This window comes from Sphingobacterium sp. UBA7253 (assembly GCF_002472745.1).
Lineage (GTDB): Bacteria > Bacteroidota > Bacteroidia > Sphingobacteriales > Sphingobacteriaceae > Sphingobacterium > Sphingobacterium siyangense.
In genome coordinates, this window is sequence record NZ_DKSP01000148.1 from 1 (window position 1) to 19938 (window position 19938).

Annotated in this window: 17 protein-coding genes and 1 pseudogene; 12 read left to right on the forward strand and 6 right to left on the reverse strand. The window is 36.0% G+C overall.

What is annotated here, in order from left to right; genetic code table 11:
- The first annotated feature begins 288 nt into the window (after positions 1–288).
- The gene (locus B2X72_RS15305) at positions 289–957 is read left to right on the forward strand and encodes a hypothetical protein (RefSeq protein WP_286850415.1); all 669 of its coding nucleotides are present in this window, start codon (positions 289–291) and stop codon (positions 955–957) included.
- A 232-nt stretch (positions 958–1189) separates the two neighbouring features.
- Here B2X72_RS15305 and B2X72_RS15310 read toward each other — a convergent pair whose 3' ends face one another.
- The 4 genes from B2X72_RS15310 to B2X72_RS26655 all read right to left on the reverse strand — a co-directional run bounded on the left by B2X72_RS15310 (position 1190) and on the right by B2X72_RS26655 (position 3742).
- Positions 1190–1435, reverse strand: coding sequence for a hypothetical protein (locus tag B2X72_RS15310; RefSeq protein WP_248932228.1), 246 nt, complete (start codon positions 1433–1435; stop codon positions 1190–1192).
- Between the two features lie 728 nt (positions 1436–2163).
- Entirely contained in the window at positions 2164–2358 is a 195-nt protein-coding gene (locus tag B2X72_RS15315; RefSeq protein WP_199768698.1) for a hypothetical protein, read from the reverse strand.
- A complete protein-coding gene (locus B2X72_RS15320; RefSeq protein ID WP_286850419.1) occupies positions 2355–3572 on the reverse strand; it encodes a recombinase family protein in 1218 nt (405 codons plus the stop codon). The genes B2X72_RS15315 and B2X72_RS15320 overlap by 4 nt, the downstream gene beginning before the upstream one ends.
- The gene (locus tag B2X72_RS26655; RefSeq protein WP_313270105.1) at positions 3548–3742 is read right to left on the reverse strand and encodes a recombinase family protein; all 195 of its coding nucleotides are present in this window, start codon (positions 3740–3742) and stop codon (positions 3548–3550) included. The genes B2X72_RS15320 and B2X72_RS26655 overlap by 25 nt, the downstream gene beginning before the upstream one ends.
- Before the next feature lie 490 nt (positions 3743–4232).
- Between B2X72_RS26655 and B2X72_RS15325 the strand changes: the two genes are divergently transcribed.
- The 9 genes and pseudogenes from B2X72_RS15325 to qatD all read left to right on the forward strand — a co-directional run bounded on the left by B2X72_RS15325 (position 4233) and on the right by qatD (position 12925).
- Complete coding sequence (locus B2X72_RS15325; protein WP_286850422.1) at positions 4233–4751, forward strand: hypothetical protein; 519 nt, start codon at positions 4233–4235, stop codon at positions 4749–4751.
- Positions 4752–4753: 2 nt separating this feature from the next.
- Positions 4754–5218 carry a helix-turn-helix transcriptional regulator gene (locus B2X72_RS15330; RefSeq protein ID WP_286850424.1) on the forward strand — a complete coding sequence of 155 codons (465 nt, stop codon included), beginning with the start codon at positions 4754–4756 and terminating at the stop codon, positions 5216–5218.
- A gap of 1 nt (position 5219) precedes the next feature.
- On the forward strand, positions 5220–5612 hold the full coding sequence (locus B2X72_RS15335) for a hypothetical protein (protein ID WP_286850427.1): 393 nt from the start codon (positions 5220–5222) through the stop codon (positions 5610–5612).
- 2 nt (positions 5613–5614) lie between these two features.
- Entirely contained in the window at positions 5615–5998 is a 384-nt protein-coding gene (locus tag B2X72_RS15340) for a hypothetical protein (protein WP_286850429.1), read from the forward strand.
- Between the two features lie 241 nt (positions 5999–6239).
- Positions 6240–7368 (forward strand): annotated as a pseudogene (locus B2X72_RS15345) (IS3 family transposase); the annotation flags it as partial.
- A gap of 656 nt (positions 7369–8024) precedes the next feature.
- Entirely contained in the window at positions 8025–9926 is a 1902-nt protein-coding gene (gene qatA, locus B2X72_RS15350) for a Qat anti-phage system ATPase QatA (RefSeq protein ID WP_286850431.1), read from the forward strand.
- A gap of 2 nt (positions 9927–9928) precedes the next feature.
- Positions 9929–10840 (forward strand): Qat anti-phage system associated protein QatB, encoded by a 912-nt coding sequence (qatB, locus tag B2X72_RS15355; protein ID WP_286850433.1) that lies wholly within the window; start codon positions 9929–9931, stop codon positions 10838–10840.
- Between the two features lies 1 nt (position 10841).
- Entirely contained in the window at positions 10842–12185 is a 1344-nt protein-coding gene (gene qatC, locus B2X72_RS15360; protein WP_286850435.1) for a Qat anti-phage system QueC-like protein QatC, read from the forward strand.
- The gene (gene qatD / locus B2X72_RS15365; RefSeq protein WP_286850437.1) at positions 12182–12925 is read left to right on the forward strand and encodes a Qat anti-phage system TatD family nuclease QatD; all 744 of its coding nucleotides are present in this window, start codon (positions 12182–12184) and stop codon (positions 12923–12925) included. Before qatC ends, qatD begins: the two co-directional genes overlap by 4 nt.
- A gap of 1025 nt (positions 12926–13950) precedes the next feature.
- On the opposite strand, the gene B2X72_RS15370 is transcribed toward qatD, so the two are convergent.
- Positions 13951–15177, reverse strand: coding sequence for a hypothetical protein (locus B2X72_RS15370; RefSeq protein WP_201669567.1), 1227 nt, complete (start codon positions 15175–15177; stop codon positions 13951–13953).
- Positions 15178–15293: 116 nt separating this feature from the next.
- Here B2X72_RS15370 and B2X72_RS15375 point away from each other — a divergent pair, with 116 nt between their 5' ends.
- Both B2X72_RS15375 and B2X72_RS15380 read left to right on the forward strand, forming a co-directional pair.
- Entirely contained in the window at positions 15294–15950 is a 657-nt protein-coding gene (locus tag B2X72_RS15375) for a hypothetical protein (protein WP_286850440.1), read from the forward strand.
- Positions 15951–16850: 900 nt separating this feature from the next.
- Positions 16851–19208: an ABC transporter permease gene (locus tag B2X72_RS15380; protein WP_286850443.1), complete on the forward strand. Its 2358-nt coding sequence runs from the start codon at positions 16851–16853 to the stop codon at positions 19206–19208.
- A 387-nt stretch (positions 19209–19595) separates the two neighbouring features.
- On the opposite strand, the gene B2X72_RS15385 is transcribed toward B2X72_RS15380, so the two are convergent.
- Positions 19596–19790: a hypothetical protein gene (locus B2X72_RS15385; RefSeq protein WP_070566162.1), complete on the reverse strand. Its 195-nt coding sequence runs from the start codon at positions 19788–19790 to the stop codon at positions 19596–19598.
- Positions 19791–19938 lie beyond the last annotated feature (148 nt).

Genomic DNA, 19938 nt, shown 5'->3' on the forward strand with positions numbered 1-19938 from the left:
ATGGAAAGCTTTCCATAATAAGGGAGAAAGTCTAAGAAAAAAAAGGTAATATTGTCAGGTCATTGGTGATAAAAACCCTTGAACCAAAATCAGGGGGTCAGTATCAACGGAATGGGGTCAACATCCCCGGAATATGCAAAGGAGTCGAGTGCCCCAGTTGTGAGTGACTGAAACGCGAGGTTAATCAATAATTGACAAGTCAAACAGCATTTTTTTGTTAAACCGCTGGCATGGTTGTCTTTAAACACTCACGAAAACCAAAAAAGTCCAGCAAAAAACAAAATTGCTATGAAGCTTGAAATTACAAAAGCTTGCGCTGATTCTTTACGCGTCTTTACCCAAAACAATTACGGTATCCCACTAAAATCGTCCCATGCACATGAACTTGTGGCGGCTTATTTTGGCTATTCTTCGCGTGCCGCCATGCTCTCGGATGATGAACGTCCTATTTGTAATCTGACGAATGCGGAACTGATTATCTTAAACCATCCAACGCACCGCATAGAACAGCGCCTAAAAACCTTGGCAAACCTGCCTTTAGGACTTCCTTCCAGCGATATTCTTGCTGCGCCAATTGACAAGACAATTGTCACCAATGAAAAATTACCAGGGAAGGTCTGGACAGATTTCAAAGAGATGGCGATAGCCTATGCCGAAGACAGGGTATTTCATAATGAGAAAATGATGAGAATGATTGGGATAGACGGCGGATTTGATCAAAGGGAGCTGGACTGGCTTATCCAGGTCAATATCAAAACAGAAGATACCAATGTGCTGATGACCGTCACGTACGATTACCCTACAAAGGCAAAAAAGCCGATGAGACATGCCTCTGTGGCGGTAACGCTTCCACGTATTTCGGGAAATATTGGTTATGGTGAACCCCAAGTGCTGCCAACTTTTTATAACGGCCACATGAGCGATACTGACTTCAGGTTAAAACACGGAATTGACTGATTATTGGACAAAAAAACATTATAGTTTTTTAAGCGATCCAAAGCTTCAGCTGTTATTCAAATTTAACATGGGAATAAATCAAGTTATTGACCCTGCTTGAATAGAGTGGGGTCTTTTATCTGCACAATGAATCACTTAATTTTGTGTGAACAATATGTCCGTGGGATTGTAAACCCGTCCCGATCCTACCTCCGCCATTCAACGTAATAACTGCCGATGTTATTTATACATTTTACCAATCAGTAGGTTCAATACGTTCCAATTTTATCATAACCTTTTGCCTCAATCTTGGTGACGAGAAAAAGAGGCTTCTTTTTTCGACCACTTTGAAGTAACATCCGTCGTCGTTCATATTTTCATTCTCACATTGTAAATATATTTCCTCCCCATTATCTGGTATATTAGGAAGCACATCGAATGACTTTACATCAATAGCGTCACCCTTATAATAAAATTCTAATTCAAACGGTTTAGTCATCTTCTAATTTTTAAAGCTTTAGTAAATATAAGAATATTCATTTGTACATGAGTACGAAAAAAGGCTTAACGATCCTCCTCCCTTAAAAAGCCGTAACGAATACATAACGGAGCAAAATTTTGTGGTTTCAAAAAAAGTGCTTAAATCGCTTCTATAAGTCAGAAACGATATTTTTTGACCCAATCCGGATGGATAGAGTGGAAGACTCATAATCTTTTAGTCACTGAGTTGAGGCCAAGTGGAAAATGAAGTTTAAGTTTAATTACAATAGATTTTTAATCTCTTGGATTTGTAACTTTCCACAAGTATATCAACCACCCCCCGAACGCTATAGCAAATCCAACCCACGGGGTTTTCATACCTAAGGCAGCAAACAAACCAATTGTCGCAATAATGCCAGTAACAAAAAACAGAATTATATTTCTCATAACATTAAGATTTAGATAAACGAAAACAGGCAAATAGAACTACATGGGCTAATCCCATATAATTCTATTTGCTTGTTTTTATCTTCTTAATAAACTCTAATAAAGGCACTAAAGGCTCTATTGAACTCTCGTGACCCCACTTAAGGAGACACTTGATAGAAAGTGTCTCCTTTTTTTATACCCATAAAAAACTATGAACCAAGACATTAAAGCGTGTTCATTTAGAGTTCGAAAATTCTAACAAAAATATTTAGTCTTTGGTTATCGATGACGCAAAAAATGAGGTTTGTAGCCACTCTCCTACCATTTTTCCTGAGTTCGATATCTCCTTAAGGATTCGGCATCCAAGCTACATGGATCAACGCTGTAGTATTTGGCCATCAAATATAAAAAATCTAATATAATAGCAGTCTCTTTCTCATTTACATGAATTCCATTTTTAGCTAATATCGCCATAGCTTTATTAGTGGAGATCTTTTTTTCTATATAATTCATGGCTGTTGTTTTTCGGATATTTTTGGGAGTAATATTTTTGATAAGGAACTATCAAGATGCAAGGATACACTTCTCTTCTGCAAGTCAAATCTATTAGGTGGTATTAGGCTGACCAAATGCATCTTATCTGCAGTTTCTAAATGTTTAACTACTTGAAAAACATCTATGAACGAAACTGACATCAACTCACGATACTTCTTATAGTTTTCCAATTTAGTATTTACATTGGAAAGTTCTCCTTTAATACTTTGAGAATTGATTTGATATTCCTTTTTAATAGCGTAGTAGTCATCATTTCCTAATACAGAAGCTACAAATAGTTTTCTTGCCTGGGAAAGTAGCGACTCCTGATCCCTCAATCTTCTAACTAACATGTTGCGTTCCTGTGTATCTTCTGCTTTCTGTATATTTATATTACAATCCTCCAGAATAACGCTAAATAGTTCAGTTACATTTTTAGAAAGCTGCAGTTTCTGAAGTTCACTACAATAAGCGTCGTTAAGAGTTAACGCATTTACTCTTGTCTTACATTTAGCATTACAATGATAATAAGGATATCTTTTTGTTTTGCCTTTAGAGAAGCTGCCACAAAGCCTTTTGTAGCAAATAGGACATTGAAGAAAACTTTTCAGATAAAAAGTTTCATTCAATTCATTAGTTTTAGACGTAACTATTCTTTTTCTAGTAATAATACGCTGAACCTCATTAAACAATACTTCAGAAATCAAGGGATCGTGAATACCCTTAACCATTTGTTGCTCTTTTGAAGAAATCTTTATTGCTATAAGGCCACAATATGCCGGATTGCGTATAATTCTAAAAAAGTGTGAGCGCGAACATTTTAGACCTTTTGCATCGGCTATCTTTCGGATATGATCTATCTTATTGTTATTCTTGGCTAGTTGACGAAAGACCCACTTTATGATATTCGCTTCAGGTTGTTTAGGAACGATTATTTTCCTTCCATCAAAACCGCTCATATTGATATAGCCTAAAGGAGCCTTTCCAGGAAATCTTCCCATTTGTTTTGCACGGCGAATTCCATTTGCTGTGTTCATGGCCCTTCTACTGTTCTCCGCTTCCGGAACCGATAGATAGACAGCTAACATAACGGTACTTTCGGGAATAGAAAGATCTATCGGTTGGTCGATAGCTATCGGTATTGTATTATATTTCCGTAGTAACCCGATCATTTCATAAGCATATTCTTCCACTCTGGTCGATTAAAATCTTTTGCTGAATAATCTTCTCTGTAAACACCTAGGACTTTTATATGATTATAATCACAGTATTTCAGTAATCTATCCTCTTGTTCTGGCAAAGAGTAGCCTTTTTTCTTTTGCTCGTCTGTGCTTACCCGGACGTATAGATGGGCTGTTTTCATAACATTTTACTTTATAGTTTATAACGATTTTGGAGATAAAATGATATAAAGGATAAAGTCCGAATTCTTATGCAACATTTTGAAACTTTACTTAAATAAAATATCCTGGAATTATTTTTCAAAATAACAAACAATATCACTTTTTAAACTATATTTTTATCCAAGCCAACGACTAGTTTCATTATATTTGCATAAACCAACTTTGCTAAGCCCAAATTTATTAACCAAAGAGTGTAAAATTGCCGTGAAGATAAAATTACTAAAAGCAGGAAATGGAGATTCTCTACTCTTATCATTCAATGATGGGAGTACCAATCGAAATATACTAATTGATGGAGGTGTAGAACAAACATATTACTCTGTTAAACTACTAATTTAAACATTTACGCAGTTATTCAGTATGTGGGGAGTAGCACAGAAAATCAATGAACTAAATTATACACATTGTATAATTTTGACTATATTTGTTTTAATGAAATTCAGCACCTGAATGAATGTAAAGATATTAAAAATAGAAGGAAATGTTTTAGTTGATGCTAAGATTTCAGATTCAAAACTGGTAAAAGTAGTCTTGCCTTCAGTAGTTGACGGTTGGAGGTTTAATTTCAACAAGCACGCAAAAAAGAGAGGTGCTGAAACCTATGTTTTGGTAACCGAGGAAACCTCTGGTAAGATTGAAGGAAGCCTGACTTTTGAAATGAAAGATAAGGTTGAGCCATATATGGCTTATATTGAAGTTGCTCCGCACAACAGAGGCGAGGTTAAAGAATACGAAAATGTGGCAGGCTGCCTGATTGCATTTGCTTGCAGGCTAAGTTTTACCAAAGGAGAAGGAGTTTATAAAGGTTATCTTGCGTTTGATATTGGAGAAGCCAATGAGGCAGATGAAACCAAGTTGATGGCGGTGTATTCCACAAAATATAATGCTTTTAGGCTTGGACAAAGTAAATCTATGATTATACCGCCGGAGGGTGGGCAAAAATTGATTGATGAATTTTTAAATAGATGAACATGAAAGCGAAAGAAATTCAAAGTGAAGATATTTGGAATTACAAAAAAAGGGATAGTGTAAAGGCAGCAATATGTGCCCATGCGGCTACCCAATCCAAAGAAAGGATATTGACCAATCAATTGCTTACCATCCAGTATAAATTGGAGGACTATATCCAAAATGATAACGATACTGAAGTGTTGAAGATACTGGATTTTGTGAAAATGTACCTGAAAGTCCTGAACCTTACAAAAAAGGAACTGGCGACTTATTTTGAAATGCGAGATAGCAACTTGCATAAATACCTTAGTGGGGAAAGGAAACTCAATGCAAAACTGGTTTTGAAACTTAGTACTTTCTCACACACAAAGCCGGAATACTGGTACAGGGTTGAAGTGAAAAATGAACTTATTGAACTTAATAAAGAAAAGGAGAACGTAGAACAATATAAAAAATATGACTACCGTAATCTTGTAGATATATAACATGGAAGAGGAACTTAGAAAAAAAATAGAGGAATTGAACCTTAAAGAGACTTTAGAATTAGCAGATAAAATAGCACTACGAAAAAAGCAGATTGATGCTACGATTGCAGCCTTTAAAGATAAAAAAGTCAAAATAAATGTCGACAAATCCCATCTTAAAGAAGCCAAATCTAAAAGAATGAAAATACTTCAGGAGGGCATAAATAAAGCGGTAGATAAAGACTCAAAGAGGAAATCCAAGGCGAGGGAGTCTAATTCATATGATTCTCAGATAGCATCAAAACAAAGAGAAATAGACTCGCTAAACAAAAGTATCTCTGAGCTTGATTTAGAGAAAAAGCAAATTATAGTTGGAGAACAAAGACTTAAACAACACATTAAAACACTAAAATAATTATGGCAATTTACGGTGTCGGTGCATATTACGACAGGGATGTTAGTAGTGATTTTATAAACCAAAATTTGGTAGGCGTTGGATGGGATGCAACAGATGCTCCTGAACTACAAGACTATTTCCAGTCCTTGAAAGTTGGAGATATCGTATACATTAAAGCAGCATTTGGACAAAACGATATTACAGTCAAAGCTATTGGCATTATAAGTGATAATATCATTATTCGGAATAATGGATTAGTGAGTACAGGCAGAAATGTAAAATGGATTTTTACGCAAAAGTTTGTTATTCCAAGGCCGCAAGAAAAGAACAATGTCAGGTCTAATACAGTATATGAAGAATTTCATCCTGTAGTTTTACAAGAGATAATCTCCCGTATTAATTAGACGCATATTAAAGATTATAAAACCTGTTACAGAATAACAGGTTTTTTTGTATTCGTTAGGATTTTAGCCTGATTACTTATATTTTCGTTCAACGTTCTTATATAGAGTTTTTTTTGCTCAGGGTTGTCGCCTTATAGGATATTTTACAGAACTGGAGTTGCTACATTTGAACAGACAATAAGTTAAGGGAATTTAATAACTTAACAGCCTTATGTCAAGAGTAAGAAAAACGTAGCCCAAAGAGTTCAAGCTGATGAGCGTTGAGCTGAGTAATAACAGAAATGATTTAACAGCTCTGGCCAAAGAATTGGATATCCAGCCCTCATTGCTTTATCGATGGCGTAAAGAATAGGCAGTAGCGTTCCTGGCAATGGGAAAGTAATATTAACAGAAGCCGAGGAGGAAGTAGCTAGGCTGAAGAAAGAACTGCGTGAAACGCGAATGGAGAGCGACATCCTAAAAAAGGCTGTAATCATCTTCTCCAAGAACGAGGGCAAATAGTCGGGTTCATAGCGGATCACTGCAAGATATTTTCCATCGAGAAGATGTGCACCGTGTTTAAAGTAAGTGGAGGCGGTTTTTACATCTGGTTGAAGCGTACACCATCATGCCGTAGTAGGGAAAACCAAATGCTTGAGCAGAAAATACGGAAAACGTTCCAAGAGAGTAAAGGTAGCTATGGAAGTCCTAGGATTACAAAGGCATCGAACGAAAAGAGCATTAAAGTCTCTAGACCTCGAGTAGCCCGAATAATGAAAAAGATCCATTTACGAAGTATAGTGAAGAAGAAATTCAAGGTGACTACCGATTCTAATCACAAATTTACTGTACCGGAAAATAAGCTGGATCGTAATTTGAAAACAGGGACGTTAGGAGCTGTCTGGGTATCTGATATCACCTGAACCAAACAAGGATGGTTATATCTGACAACGGTTTTAGATCTGGGGGATAGAAAAGTAATCGGCTGGGCTTTAAGCGCAACAATGAAGGCCATTGACACCGTAATTCCAGCATTTAGCATGGCGCAAAAAAACAGACCGATAACACAAGAACTGATATTTCACTCAGATCAAGGAATTCAGTATGCTTGCAATGAATTTCAGATTTTATTAAAGATAAACCCGCTAATTATAAGAAGCATGAGCAGAAAGGGAAATTGCTGGGACAATGCCGTTGCTGAAAGCTTCTTTAAGACGCTCAAAGCTGAATGTATATACCAGAGTAAGTTCGTAGATAAACACCACGCAGCGATTGTTGTGTTTGAATACATAGAGGTTTGGTATAACAGAAAAAGAATGCACTCTGCTTTAGGATTTATGTCCCCTGAAGAGTTTGGAAGAAAACTGAATGAACAAAATATTGTAGCTTAACTAAATGTCCTTTTTTTGTTGCAATTCCAGCAATTCGTCCCTACAGTTGAAAATACACTTTGTATTGAATTAAACATAATCCTTTTCCCAAATTCACTTTTTCAAAAATTATAGTTTAATGTATTTTACCAAACAGGTTTCTATATTTCGTTGAATATGCAGCAACATTTTCGTTTCTTTTCGCGTGTTTCATTTATTTCTAAACGACGGTCCAAGAAATTATAAAGGGAAACCAATCTGATAGCAAAAAAATCAGTTTACCTGAATAACCTTCTGTTGTTCCCTGTTATTAACTCGTCGGCCATACACATAATTTTTTTGCACAACATTTTTCTCCTTCGGTTACTTATAACTCACCGTTACCTTGCTATCTAATTGGCATCTTGCATAATTTTTACATTTTCTTTTGAAAAATTTTTATATTAGGATTGTAATGACCACAGTGATATATACATATCATACTATTACTATATAGATAAATTATAGACAGGCGATTTTTATCACCGAAAATGAGGGAAACCGTAATTCTAAAACAGATCGGCAGTCTATTTTTGCTGTTGACAACATACATCCAAAAGTTATATGGTTAAGAAGGTGTATAATAGGAATGTGGGCTTGTTGTCGAATAACTTTTACAACTAACGAATTATTTCAATATGTGGAATGATAAAGAAACGGACATTGATCTTTTAGATCACGAAAAAATAGCACAAACGGTGCTGGAAATAATATCGGATAATCATCTACGTCCCCTAACCGTTGGAATATATGGAGACTGGGGAGTAGGAAAGTCGTCGGTATTGTCTTTACTCCAAAACGAAATTGCAACAAAGAATACTGCAAAAGAACTAAAAGCGCATCCAATCCTTTTTAACGGCTGGTTATTTCAAGGGTACGAAGATGCTAAAACAGCCCTGATGGAGACGGTGGTTACCGAATTGGCGAAGCTTCAGCCATCGCATGCTAAAATCCAGAAATTAGCAAAATCTTTAATCAAAAGAATTAATTGGCTGAAGGTTGCTAAAGTTGGTGCGAATGCCGTACTCACTGGCGCAACAGGAATACCTATGGGATCGGTTCTTACCGGAATATCAGGTGCAATAAGACAAGGGAAACAGTTGGTTAGCGGTAAAGGAGATGATGAAGGAACTTCTGGAGCATTTGATACTGATGAAGAAGATTTTTTGAAAAAAGCCGAGGAAGAAACCGTTACTGGACAGATTTTAGGTTTCCGCAAAGAGTTCATGGAATTGATAAAGAAGTCGAAGGTAGATCAAATTGTTATACTGGTCGACGATCTTGACAGATGTCTACCAAAATCTGTCATTGAAATTCTTGAGGCCATCAGATTATTTCTCTTTGTAGAAGGTACAACTTTCATTATATCTGCGGATGAAAGAATGATTGAATATGCAGTTAGGGAGCATTTTCCTAATCTACCGGCATCTTACAATGATTACACGAAGAACTACCTGGAAAAACTCATACAGATCCCTATACGTATCCCATTCCTTAACCAGTTACAAACTGGTAATTACATCAAATTTTTGATGCTTCAAAATCATCTGAAAAATGACTTCAATGAACTTAAGCGTATATATTTGGAGTTTACAGGCAAAAGGAAGACACCATACGACAACAACACCCTTACCTATGACATAGTGCAAGATGCTATAGGCAGTCCTTCAGATTCTTTGAAAAATACACTTTTTGTGGCCGATCAACTGAGTCCAACACTGACCGTGGGTTTGCGCGGAAATCCCAGGAACATAAAAAGGTTTCTCAATACCCTTTTCCTGCGTATGAAAATATCTAAGATTTACGGCTTGGATACCATAATAAAACTGAACATATTAGCTAAGCTAATGCTACTGGAGCGGTTTCAGACAGAGAAATTTGAAATTGTCAGTTCTGAGATTGGAAGTTCAAATAAAGGATTTTCAGATACCATTATCACCGCAGAAAAATTACTGGATTCAGAACAGGAGCAGTCTGGAAAGGCTGCTAAAGTTTCGAAGACTGAAAAAACTTCAGGAGACGAAAAATTTCAGGAGTGGGTAAAAGTAGAACCTCGTCTGGGAGCTATTGATTTACGTCCGTATATATTTATATCAAAAGAAAAAGCAATTGGTTTGGAAACCAATGAAGAATTACTACCGCATTTGTCCCAGCTGTTGGAACAATTGAACAGCGGATCCGGAATTGCCTTAAATGCCGCAAGTAAAACTTTAGGGCAAACGTCATTTTCTGATGCCGTCAAAATATTCGAGATTTTGGAAGCTGAAAGCCGTACCGTTTCTGATTTAAGACAAGTCCCCAAACCGATACAAGGGCTTTTAAGAATTATAAGTACTCATCAGGACTTGGAGGAACGACTGGTTGATATAATAGCCGCCTATCCTGCTAAAAGCCTGGGTGTTTGGGCGGGAAGCCAATTGGATGGATTGAGGACGGCCGCAGGAATTCAAAAAAACAAACAATTATTGGCCGAGTGGGCTAAGCAAACTGATAATACTCAGTTGGCCTCATTTGCAAAAGTTAAGATAAACATCGACTAATTATGGGGACTTCATCTTCCGGAAGCGGTGCAGGTGGATCAAATCCATTGATTCCTTCATGGATATCTCCAATGGAAAATCCTGTGCCGGATAGTCCTAATGATGGTCAGGGCGATCCGAACGACAACAATGATCAGAACGGTCATGATAATGAAAATGGGGATGAACAGCCAAAGCCTGTTCCAGACCGCCAGCAGCTTATTGCTTTACCGGCACCGAATACGAATCGCTATAGGCAACCCAAAACTGATTTTAATAAATATGTACGGAGTGGCGGAAAGGATAGCGATGCCCTCAAAAAGGCATTAAGAGGGTATAGTCGAAGTACGGGGGGGAAAACGCAGGTTCTAGCGCGTAGGATGCGGCCATCGGCCAGCCGTGTCGGTAGTTTCTACGAAGCTATTAATACTATTAAAAACAATGGACTAACTGCCGCACTCAAGATATTCAATCTTTCCTCGTATGAAAACAAACCGCTTTTGGATACACTGTCTGCCTTAAGTGATGTGATATTCGAGGAAAAAGGAGAACCATACGAGAATACCCAAGACGATAGTATAACAAAATTGGCTTACGCAAATACAGTTACGCGGGTATGCGAAGAAGCAGAGTTGGATCTCAATAATTTGACTAATGAACAGATTGAAGTCATGACAGCAATCTTTATTGAAGAAACTATTGTACAAAGGGTAATCTGTGATCTAGGCAACAAGATGCCTGGCGCAGTGAGCGATATCGATACACTTCTTGAAATAGAAAACAATGCATACCAGATAATAAATGGACTTGTACGAAATCAGATTATGCCTGAAATCATTGCCAATCAGCGTGGTGATGGTAAGGGCATAAATCAAAAAATTGAAAATATTTACCGCATAGCATTTGATGTTCTCGGTGGGATAGAAAATAAATAATATGGGAAAGTTTGCATTGGTTGCCACCGTAGGCATTGAAGATAAGGGAATTGATTTAAGTGGTCAGGATTATGAAAAAACGGCTAAAGTCTCTTTTCATCATCACGGCAATAAGCTGGATGTTAGCTGGAACACTTTTCTTAGACATCTCAAAAAATTAAAGCTTGAACCATCTGAAATTGCAATGGATTTATTGGTTGTCGCCTGCACAATGTATGCAGCAGACACGAGAATTTCGAGGAGTGACTACGGAGAAGACAGCTGGACAAGGGTTATTGATTTGTACATACCGGTTAGTGATCCTGATCTTTGGGATAAACAAAAAACTAACATACAGAATATTTTCAAGTTCCTTACCGGTGATGTTTGGACTTTGACATTTAGGCCGAGAAGCAACAAAGATCTAAAACTTTGTCCTAAAGGGAACCGAAAAGCATATAAAATGCCTTATCAGACGGATACCGTTTGCTTATTTTCCGGAGGGATGGACAGCTTCATTGGCGCAATAGACCTTTTGGAGCAAAATATCGTCCCACTTCTAATTGGCCATTCAAAAAGTGCAGATGTCTCGCCTTTTCAAAAAAGATGTGGTGATGCACTTACAAAAGCTTATGCTACGAAAAAAACCGAAAGGATTTATGCATTTATCAAAATACCAAAATCTGAAATTTTCGATAGTGAGGAACATACCGAAAGGGGGCGGTCATTCCTGTTTTTGACATTGGGAGCTATATGTGCATCCTCCTTAGGCACAAAAGCAAAACTCATAGTTCCGGAAAATGGTATGATCAGTTTAAATATTCCTCTTACTCCTTTGCGAGTTGGTTCCCACAGTACCCGAACCACACATCCGCAATACTTTGAGATGATGCAGAAATTGTTCGATTCACTAAACCTAGAGGTTACAATAAAAAACCCTTATCAGTTTAAAACTAAAGGTGAAATGCTTAAGGAATGTAAGAACTCCAGTCTTGTTGTTGATACGGAGACCATGTCATGTAGCCATCCTTCGGGTCGATACGCTGGTTTGGGCAATATACATTGCGGCTATTGTGTACCCTGTATTATTCGTCGAGCTTCCTATAAAGCGAGCGGTTTAGTTGATAAATTTAACTATCGACTGGATATATATGATAGTGCTGGATTGGAAATAGCCAAAGCAGAAGGTGCGGATATACAGGCCTTCAAATTTATGATAGCCAAAGTGAAGAAACACCCCATGTTTTTAACAGCCCTTATAAGAGCAACAGGTTCTTTAGGTGAAGATGTTGATGGATATATTGATGTTTATAGACGATCTTTGCAGGAAGTTGAAAATTTAGTTAGTACTGTAAAGCTCCGATGAACCCATATTATATCGATACCCACTGCCACCTTGATTTAATCCAAGGTATTCAAAATAATGTATTGAAAGAAGATAGTTCTCCTATTAAAACTATTACCGTCACCAATGCACCTGGATTTTTTGAGCCAAACAATCAATTGTTCTCTGGCTGCAAGAATATAAGGGTTGGTGTCGGCCTGCATCCTGAACTTGCCGGGCAATTCAAACAACAACTGGTTGATTTTCTCGAACATTTAAATCATACAAAATATGTAGGAGAAATTGGTTTAGATGGATCGGCACGCTTTAAGAATACTTACGATATTCAATACGATATATTCCGTAATATACTTAGCTTCCTCTCAACTCGTGACGAGAAAATAGTTACCGTACACAGTAGAAATGCTGCACGAGATGTTATAGACCTGCTGTATCAATATAGGTCCGTGACGAACAATAAAATTATCTTACATTGGTATACGGGTGACAAGTCTTCCTTGGTACGAGCAGCAGATATGGGGATATACTTCTCTGTAAATCACAAGATGTTGCAGTCCAATAATGGCTTGGAAATATTAAAAAATATACCTCGGAAACTATTACTGACAGAAACTGATGCACCTTTTACGTTTGATTCGAACATTAAAAGCCGGATGGCCTCACTACAATATACCCATAAGCTTATTGCGAAAACCCTAAAGCTAGATGAAAATGAAGTGTGCGGAATGGTTTACGATAATTTTAAATCACTACTGCTGTAGGAGTTTCTGCTCAATAAAAAAAAATCATCAATCTATTGGAGGGTTACTGGGACATAGATATTTTCAGAAATTTTATATACATAAATACCATTTAAGTATTAAACACTGGTGAACATCGTCTGCGTGACGGGACAGTAATCAGAAAAATAGCATCAAGGTACCATTTGTAAAATCCAACTTTTAAGTCTAACCTAGCCGAAATTTATAAACTTGCGAACTTGTGGGATACATTGGTCAGCTTGAAACGTAGTGAAGATATCTAGTCTTGTCCATGTGGCAATCGTCATCTAAACATTTGATGTCTGAATGTTATCCAAATTTAAGGCTATCAAAAAATGTCAAAATAGGTATCAGGTGTTCTATTGAGCTCTCATGACCCCACTTAAGGAGACACTTGATAGAAGTTGTCTCCTTTTTTTATACCCATAAAAAACTATGAACCAAGCTCTTAAAGCATGTTCATTTAGAGTTCGAAAATTTTAATAAAATTTTTGAATCTTTCGTTATCAATGACGCAAAAAATGAGGTTTGTAGCCACTCTCCTACCGTTTTTCCAGAGTTCGATTTCTCCTTAAGGATTCGGCATCCAAAATACTTGAATCGGGATGGCAATATAGTAGTGGTAATAATCAATCTTATATTTAAACTCTACATCAGCAACATCCAATTAGAATAACATTGATACGATTATTCTCATTTAATATAATCGTCTATTGATATCAGATATTTGGGAATATAATATTATAAAGAACAATTCAGTTTAATAAGGAAATTAATAAAAACGGGAATAAAAGTGCCGCTTTATGCAACTAGAATTTCCAAGCTAATCTCACTTTAAATAAGAAATACTCCGGACTAAATAGGGAGACACAAAATATTACTCTAATGATAGAAATTAAACACTTTTTAAAATTCGTGTTTTTTTTCGGAGATACTTTTTAAGCAGTATCAACTGCCCTTTTGTTTGCTTGGTGATCAATGGAAAAGTACAGTTTTTGACAACAAAAAGTAAACAACTGTGGATATCAAGAAACTTTACCAAGTTTGAAAGAATCTAAACGTCCCGAACCTTGAAATTTAATTCGTATACCAACAATATTCCCTATTCCGTTACTGAATGATCCTTCATACGCTAATTCGTTATTCAGTTTGATCTTAATCTTTTCAGAAGAAGCAGAGCATTCAACAGCAACGGGGGAAGAAAAATCCACCCCGAAAGCAGAGAGGTCATTTGATCTACCATCCATAAATAAATTGCCAATTCGTAATTTGATATCTCCAATGCAGCCCCGACTTGAAAGGGGAATGATTATTACTCCTTCTGTACCGAGAAGGACTATTTCTGTTTGTCTACAAGGGGCTCCAGGGTAATCATAGGTATTCTGAACGTTCAACGATAATGAAAAAGATCGGCTATCTACACTGAGTTCCTTGTTCACATGCGTAAGCATAAATGAATGAACTTCTTGGTTATAGATGTTCAGATCCCGCCCTAAATCTTCGGGAGTTATGCCGAGCCAGTTGTCATGTCGGTAAATTTCCTCTGGAAAATAGAAAGGAATTGAATCTCTTAAAAGGACACCCATCCATTTCTCAGATTCAATAAAGACGTCATGTTCCTTTACAATGGAATCATTGAGAACTAACTTGGCTCGATAATATCCAGGTAGATAATATACACTTGCATGTTCGTGGTGGAATTTCTCCACCCTTTTCCTTCTCATATCATCCCAATTCTGTTGTATAAATACACTATCGGCATTTGACTGACTTGCATCATATTTAAATATCACAGTATTTGGAACGCCATCTGTAACGGCTTCACTCTGAAATTTAACATTGCTGAAACTAAGGGTTTTATTGGACCTCATCTGCAAGAGAAAGCTGACTGCAAAAAACACTATACCAAAGATTATGAATAACCTATAATAGTCAATAGACTTTTTAGGCCGCGACGTAAGAGTTTCTGGATTATCGATCCGTGGTAAAGATTTTACAAAATCCCTCCAATTGGAGTAACCGATAAATCTAGACAATGCATCGAGGGTACTAATGTTGGGCCTGCTTTTATACTGAACCTTTCCCCATATACGCTTTAACGTGCTTGAACTGATTATTGTGTTTGTTTCTACAAAAATTTGCTCGCTTAGATTTTCAAAGTCCTGCGATTGCCAACTGGAGCTATTTTCCCATCCTAATTTTTCTTCGATCAGTAATTTACATCGATCTATATATTGTTGATTTTCAGCCATATTTTATAATGTTCAGAACTTGAACAGATTTGAACAGGAAATGAACCGTTAAACGTCCTCAATTATTCTATTTTTGATCAAAATATCTCAAAAATATAAAATCAAATCTTAATACTATGATCAAAATCAAATTAACGTTAACCCTGTTAGCAATGTTCTATCTTATGGTTGAACTGTACGGTCAGCAGTTTACAAAGCCCCTGTTGCAAATGGAAAAATTGGAGTCCATTAGAAGAGAGTTTGCCATTTTAAAAGATGGTAAAGGAAATACCTATGTTCATGTGAAGGGCCAGCCAAATGCAGGTGTTGTCTGGATAAAGAACATTCTTTTCGAGACCGGGACAATTGAATTTGACGTTAGAGGCAAGGATGTTCTTCAGGAGAGTTTTGTAGGTATTGCATTCCATGGAACCAATGACACTACTTACCAAGCTCTTTATTTTAGGCCATTTAATTTTCGAGCTAAAGACCCTATTCGAAAGAAACATGCTGTGCAGTATATCTCTCTCCCGGACAATGATTGGCCATACCTCAGGGAAGAGTTTACAGATATTTATGAAGCTTCCATGCCAACGGTAATCGACCCAAACGATTGGTTTAATGTAAAGATAGTAGTTACCAAAGATACAATTAACACATTTGTCAATTCACTGCAAACTTCTGTGCTAACCGTAAAATCACTACATAAGGCATCATCAGGTAAGATCGGCTTATGGACAGGGGATGATTCAGATGGTGATTTTGCAAATTTAAAGATCACATTTAACAAATAGAATCTGGTTATACTTACCACTCACGTCGTAAATGTAAAAACTATTATTCATCATTGGAGTTCTATTTCCTTGCGCATAGCATACGGGTATGTAGAATGCAAAAAATATAAAAAAGGTTTGGCTTTTGTATATAAAAATTTGACAATTAATTCAATAAAATAACAAACCAAGTTTTATGTAAGAGATGAATTTATAGAAATTTTCGTTAAAGCGGGTGATTTCTGCAATGAAATCAGACCTATTCTTGATGAAAAGCCTATAGAAGACAGAAAAATTGGTAAATGCAATAGAAAAGCCAGTCTCTCTTAAAATTAAATCATCAGCCTAATGGTTCTTTTTCATACTGGCCAATTTACCAATTTCAAGTCTTTTTTATATTCATTTTGCATTTCCCCTTCTCAAATCTTTTCCCTGGTTTAGCCTCTTACAATAGATTTGTTGAAGTTCAACTCAGGTATGCTATGCATTCATGCTTTTTATAAACATGTGCTGTCTTGGCAAGCGTGAAGGGATCAATTTTATAGACATTCCGCAGGTCAAGGTCTGTCACATCGGAAGAATACACACCAGTACAAATTTTAACTTACAAAAGGCAATATTGATGACAGAAACCCAAAATATCCGAGGGATATGATCAATGACATTTTTTGCAAACTTTACGGGTGTGAACGGTATATTTCAAAAGCAATGGCCAATACGCATTGGGAACGATCCAGAGGGTGATTGCTTTCCTTACAAAGGAGTATAGATTGTTAATATCGCATTGTTCGGAAACGAACAAATAATGTACGGTGCCGAACAGTTCAAAACAAAAAAATAATATAAAATCCTAAAATTCAATATGTTGATTAATTGGCAAATCTTTTGAAATAATTAATAATATTCTTAAAACAATCCACTATGCTTAAAAACTATTTAAAAATAGCCTTCCGTAATCTTAAGAAGAACAAGGGCTTTACAACAATAAATATTGCTGGATTGGCAATAGGTATGGCGGCTGCCATGTTGATTATGTTGTGGGTGAAAAGTGAATTCACTTACGATCGTTTTTATTCAAAAACTGATCAAATTTACGAAGTAGGCATTAAAGATGTATGGGATGGTGCAACCGTACAACATTTCTTCACTCCTAAACCGATGGCTGCAGCTTTAAAAACTGATTTTCCAGAAATTAATAATATAGTCCGAATGAATAACGGAACCGGGTTTCTATTAACTAATGGTGAAGTTAAACTTTCTAAAGAACAAGGGTCATTTGTTGATAGTTCATTTTTGAAAATATTTGATTTCAAAGTTCTAGCCGGTAATCCAATTGAAGCTCTGAAAAACCCCAATCAAATAGTTTTGACTAAATCATTGGCCCTTCGTTTATTTGATGATGAAAATCCTATTAATCAATCTCTTAAGGTTAATAACTCCGAACTTCTTACCGTTTCAGCTATAATTGAAGATATACCTAATAATTCATTTATGAATAAAATCTCTTATTTCGTTCCATGGACTTTAATGGAAAAATTAGGTTATTCAGATGATTATTGGCAAAATAATTCAATCCAAACTTATGTCGAATTGGATAAAAGTATAAACATCGATCAATTTAAAAGGAACATTAAGGGATTTTTACGAAAACATACAGAAACAAAAATTGAAATTTTTGTGGAACCTGTCGCTAATAAGTGGCTATATAGTAAGTTTACCGATATGGGGAAACCGACTTCTAGCAGAATTCGAATGGTTCAATCGTTTGTAGCAATAGCTTGTTTTGTTTTGCTTATTGCCTGTATAAATTTCATGAATCTTAGTACTGCCCAAAGTGAAAAAAGGGCTAAAGAAGTTGGAGTCAGAAAGGTGGTAGGAGCGAATAAAAGTAAATTGATAAGTCAATTTTTAACAGAATCAATCCTTATAGCCTTAATTGCTGGAATTTTATCCCTTATTATAACATTTCTAGTACTTCCTTCTTTCAGCGATTCAATTTCAAGAAAGTTGACCATCCCTTATACCAATATATTATTTTGGTCTGTTTTTCTTGGGTTCATATTCATTACAGGGCTTCTGGCTGGAAGCTATCCTGCATTTTACCTTTCATCATTTATACCAGTCAAAGTACTAAAAGGTAAATTACTAAGTGTACAACAGAAATTTAATCCTAGGAAAGTTCTTGTAGTCTCTCAATTCTGTATAGCAATCATTCTGATAATTACTACAATTTCTATTCAAAAGCAGATTCAATATGCACAAAATAGAGAATTAGGATATAATAAAGAGAGACTAATAAATATAATGGACCAAGGAGATATACGAAAGAACTATACATTAATTAAAAATGCATTGATTTCCTCAGGTGTAGCCTCAGATGTTTCAAGAACTTCATCTCCATTAACCGAAAATTGGAGCACTAATCCAATGGATTGGGACGGTAAACCGAAAGGTAACAATACGATATTTGCAAGAATAGGTGTAGATGATAATCTAGTTAAAACTGCAGGTTTGCACTTAATTGCAGGTAGGGACTTTGATTTATCAAAATTCCCTACAGATTCTTCTGCAATGATCATTAATGAATCAGCGGCAAAAGTATTTAATTTCGATGATCCCATTGGTAAAACCATTGTAGATGGTAGAAATTGGCATATTATAGGAGTTATCAAAGATTTTGTTCAAGAATCGCCCTTTAATCCAGTAACCCCATTAGTCATTCAAGGAATTCATTCTGGAGTGAATGTAACCAACATTAGAATAAATGATAATATAGAAACTAAAGATGCTTTAAATCGAATAGAAAAAATATTTAAAGAGTATAATTCAGAATACCCTTTTGAATATACTTTTGTGGATACAGAATATGCTGAAAAATTCAAGGATTTTCAGCAATTAGGGAAACTTTCCAGCCTTTTTGCAATCCTAACGATTTTTATATCGTGCTTAGGACTATATGGATTAGCTGCATATATGGCAGAGAACAGAACCAAAGAAATTGGTGTCCGCAAAGTTCTTGGCGCATCTATTTTTTCAATAACCAATATGTTATCTAAACAGTTTGTTTATTTAGTATTTTTTGCCTGCATTATTGCCTTCCCGATAGCTTATTTTATCTCTGACAATATGCTTAGCTCGTATTCCTATCGTATCAAGATTACATGGGACATATTTTTATACGCAGGTACGGGAGCTATTACCATAACCTTATTGACTATAAGTTATCAATCCATCAAAGCAGCAATAGCTAATCCAGTAGACAGCTTAAGAGATGAATAATTACAATATAGGTGAGCATTTGAACACGGGCATCAAACCTTTTTTTCCTTTGCTACATATTGATAACAAAAAATATTAAATCTCTTATACCTTATAATTTAGATAAACGAAAACAGGCAAATAGAACTAAATAGGGTAATCCCATATCATTCTATTCGCCTGTTTTTATCTTCTTAATAAACTCTAATAAAGGCACTAAAGGTTCTATTGTACTCTCGTGACCCCACTTAAGGAGACACTTAACAGAAAGTGTCTCCTTTTTTTATACCCATAAAAACTTGTTAGACAAACGGTTACACCCCATTCCTTTAGAGTTCGAAAATTTTAACAAAATTATTTAGTCTTTGGTTATCAATGACGCAAAAAATGAGGTTTGTAGCCACTCTCCTACCATTTTTCCTGAGTTCGATATCTCCTTAAGGATTCGGCATCCAAGCTACATGCATCAACGCTGTAGTATTTGGCCATTAAATATAAAAAATCTAATATAATAGCAGTCTCTTTCTCATTTACATGAATTCCATTTTTAGCTAATATCGCCATTGCTTTATTAACGGAGATCTTTTTTTCTATATAATTCATGGCTGTTGTATCTGGGATATTTTTGGTAGCAATATTTTTGATAAGGCACTATCAAGATGCAAGGATACACTTCTCTTCTGCAAGTCAAATCTATTAGGTGGTATTAGGCTGACCAAATGCATCTTATCTGCAGTTTCTAAATGTTTAA